This window comes from Flavobacterium adhaerens (assembly GCF_040045115.1).
GTDB classification, from domain to species: Bacteria; Bacteroidota; Bacteroidia; order Flavobacteriales; family Flavobacteriaceae; genus Flavobacterium; species Flavobacterium adhaerens.
Window position 1 is genome coordinate 1 of sequence record NZ_JBDLZX010000024.1, and the last position, 3,277, is coordinate 3,277.

General features: G+C 32.4%; 4 protein-coding genes. All 4 read right to left on the reverse strand.

Annotated features, from left to right (window positions below):
- Nucleotides 1-170 precede the first annotated feature (170 nt).
- Complete coding sequence (locus tag ABEB18_RS17410; protein WP_348800623.1) at nucleotides 171-773, reverse strand: alpha-ketoglutarate-dependent dioxygenase AlkB family protein; 603 nt, start codon at nucleotides 771-773, stop codon at nucleotides 171-173.
- 77 nt (nucleotides 774-850) lie between these two features.
- Entirely contained in the window at nucleotides 851-1,558 is a 708-nt protein-coding gene (aqpZ, locus tag ABEB18_RS17415; RefSeq protein WP_348800624.1) for an aquaporin Z, read from the reverse strand.
- 143 nt (nucleotides 1,559-1,701) lie between these two features.
- Nucleotides 1,702-2,604 carry a DMT family transporter gene (locus ABEB18_RS17420; protein WP_348800625.1) on the reverse strand — a complete coding sequence of 301 codons (903 nt, stop codon included), beginning with the start codon at nucleotides 2,602-2,604 and terminating at the stop codon, nucleotides 1,702-1,704.
- Nucleotides 2,597-3,019, reverse strand: a complete 423-nt coding sequence (locus ABEB18_RS17425) for a DUF2721 domain-containing protein (RefSeq protein WP_348800627.1) — start codon at nucleotides 3,017-3,019, stop codon at nucleotides 2,597-2,599. Before ABEB18_RS17425 ends, ABEB18_RS17420 begins: the two co-directional genes overlap by 8 nt.
- Between the last annotated feature and the right edge of the window lie 258 nt (nucleotides 3,020-3,277).

The following is a 3,277-nucleotide window of genomic DNA, read 5'->3' on the forward strand; positions in this document are numbered from 1 at the left end:
TGAATATGTTCATAATCCCTGCTTTTTGAGCGCTAATATACTAAAAATATTAGGTGTGTTTGCGGAGAATCAGAAAAAAAATAATTACTTTTTATTTTGGATAAAAAAAAATATATTTTTTTGACGCTTTTAAATGACTGATATTTTTTATAAAAATTATTGCATTTTTATTATTTAATCACTCTAAAAGTTAGATTTATTCTAGGACCAATTATTTTAGTTGTTTTGGGTATTTGATGTTTCCAAAAATGCTGAGTTGTGCCTTTCATTACTAATAGACTACCGTTTTCTAGAATGATATTTTTTTTGATTGAAGAGTTTGAGTTGTGTTTCAATTGAAAATTACGCTCAGCGCCCAAGCTTAATGATGCTATTGTTGGATTTGTACCCAATTCTTTTTCGTTATCAGCATGCCATCCGTTGCTGTCATTTCCATCTCTGTAATAATTGATCAAAACGGTTGTGAAGTTGGTTTTGGTCAAATCTTCTACGAGTGTTCTTATTTCTTGCAAAAGTGATGTCCAATGATGTGGGTGCATTTTTATATTAGAGTAAGAATAGGATTTTTCATCATTACCATATAATGCTGTCAATCTTGGTTGTAGGTGTTTTTTGCCATAAACTGTAATTTCATCTTGTTGCCAAGGGGTATTCTTTTTTAGTTCCTCAAAAATCCAATTGGCTTTTTCTTCTGAGAGAAAATTTTGGAAATAGATGATTTCGGCATTAGGCAAATCTAAAAATATTGGTTTTGATTGAAAAAGGGAACACATATTATAGAAGTAAAGAGAAAAAACGAAATCATTTTATCTCGTTTTTCTCTTTTTTAGTTTTTTTAAAATGAAAAAAATTATGCTTCAGATTGGTCTTGAAGTAAATTTTTGTAGATGAAACCTGCAACAATAGCGCCTAAAATCGGAGCTACCCAAAATAACCAAAGTTGAGATAATGGCTCGCCTCCAACAAATATTGCTTGTGATAATGATCTGGCTGGGTTTACAGATGTATTTGTGATTGGAATACTGATTAAGTGAATCAAAGTTAAACCAAGGCCAATAGCTACTCCTGCAAATTTTCCATTTGCAAATTTATCAGTTGCACCAAGTATAATAAGCAAAAAGAATAATGTTAATACAAATTCAGCAATAAATGCGGATTGCATAGAATAACCATCTGGCGAAAAAGCACCATAACCATTAGAGGCAAAGGCACCTGCTTTTGTATTGTCTATCATAAAACCAGCTTTTCCTGAAGCGATTGTAAATAACGTCCCTGCTGCGGCTACGGCACCGATACATTGTGCTATTATATAGGGTAATAATTCTTTGACTGAAAATCTTCCTCCTGCCCATAATCCAAATGACACTGCTGGATTAAAATGTCCACCTGAGATATGCCCTACAGCGTATGCCATTGTTAAAACAGTTAAACCAAAAGCTAACGCAACCCCAGCGAATCCAATTCCTAGATCTGGTATTCCTGCTGCAAAAAGAGCGCTACCACAACCTCCAAAAACCAACCAAAATGTTCCAAAAAATTCTGCAAAAAGTTTTTTCATAATAAAAAAAATTAAGTTAATAGTTATTAGCTAAAAATTGATTAAAAAGGTTCTTTTTGTAATATGTTTTATTACTTGACTTACGAATTTATAAAATAATTAACACATAATTACTATATGATCTTCATTTTTAGACTTGATAATCAGTAGTGTTGCTTTTTTTTGAAATTTGTATTCATTATTATAATGGCTAATAGGATCAAGAATATTCCTGTCCATTGAATAAATGTTACTTTTTCATGAAGAAGGGTATAAGACATAAAAACAGAAACAGGGAGTTCTAATGCCGAAATGATGCTCCCGAGACCAATTCCTGTGAGAGGGAATCCTGAATTCATCAAAATAGGAGGGATGATGGTGCCAAAAAGTGATAATAAGATCCCCCATTTTAGGAATATTTCATAACGAAATGACGTACTCTGAGTAATAATGGCAAAAACAAAAACGATTATTGCGCCACCTATAAGCATATAGAGGCTTCTTTGGGCTGATGATATTTGTATCGCAACTTTATTAGCAGTAAACATTGTTGTTGTAAAAGAACAAGCTGCCAATATGCCCATTGCAAAACCTCTCCAGTTCATTTGAATTTTGTTTTCAAAGATATTTGTTGCCAAAAATGTACCTATGAGAACTATAATAGCGGCAGTGATTTTTTGAGAAGAAGGTTTTTTTCTTTCTATAATCATTTCTAAGATCAATCCAATCCAAACAGTTTGCATTAATAATACAATCGCTATTGAAACTGGAATGTATTTTACGGATAAGTAGTAAAAAACACTCGTTAAACCTATAGATGTTCCAGCGAGTATTAGTTGAGAAATATTTTTGGGAGTCGCTTTTGTAATTTTGTTTTTGTTTTTTGATTTCTGAAATCTGGTAATTATAAGTAATCCTATTAATCCTAATGCGAATTGAGAGATTGTAATTTCAGCAGTTGTGTAACCTTCCTTGTAGGCGATTTTTACAAAAGTTGCGAGCATTCCAAAACTGGTTGCTCCGAGTCCTACTAAGATAATTCCTTTTAATGTATTGTTTTTAATCATTTTTATGTTTTTTTTTATCTAGACCGAAATAGGTCAAATCACTCAAGTGTAAGCGTAAGGCTTCGACTGAAATGTTAATTTCCCAAAAGCAAAGTGCTAATGAAGTCAATAATGCGAATAAACTAAATCCGAATAGATAAATTCCAGTTAACTGATAGTCTAAAAACAAAACAAGCATCGTCAATACAGATAAGAATAAGCTTAGAACACCTGCCATTTGCATAAAACGAATAATGGTAAGTCTTAAGTTTAGATTTTTTAATTCTAACAAGATCATTTGATTTTCCTTTTCTTTATATGCTTTTTTTAAACCCCGAATAATAGTTGCCAATGTTAAAAAACGATTTGTATAAGCTAACAATATTAACGAAGTAGCTGAAAATAGTAAAGCTGGAGTTTCGATAGAAAGTGTCATTTCTTTATTTTTAAAATGTAAATATCGTTTTTTTGAAGAAGTATAAAAATGAAAGTGCATAGTTTTTAATTTCCTTTATAGCTATTTCCTGCTGTTCACTAGAAGCTCTCGCTACCAGCCTTATTTTTCTAAGGCTCCGCAGGAGCTTCCGTTGGTCGCTCTGCTGGTCCAAGAAAAATGAGGTGGCTGGTTAGCCTCGAGGCTTTTCGTTTCCATCAGGGCTAGAGGGATGAGATGAAAAGAGTGGAACCTTATATA

What these genes read in the sequence shown, in the direction of transcription:
- ABEB18_RS17410 (WP_348800623.1), bottom strand. Translation starts at nt 773, where the DNA reads ATGTGTTCCCTTTTTCAATCAAAACCAATATTTTTAGATTTGCCTAAT.
- aqpZ (WP_348800624.1), bottom strand. Translation starts at nt 1,558, where the DNA reads ATGAAAAAACTTTTTGCAGAATTTTTTGGAACATTTTGGTTGGTTTTT.
- ABEB18_RS17420 (WP_348800625.1), bottom strand. Translation starts at nt 2,604, where the DNA reads ATGATTAAAAACAATACATTAAAAGGAATTATCTTAGTAGGACTCGGA.
- ABEB18_RS17425 (WP_348800627.1), bottom strand. Translation starts at nt 3,019, where the DNA reads ATGACACTTTCTATCGAAACTCCAGCTTTACTATTTTCAGCTACTTCG.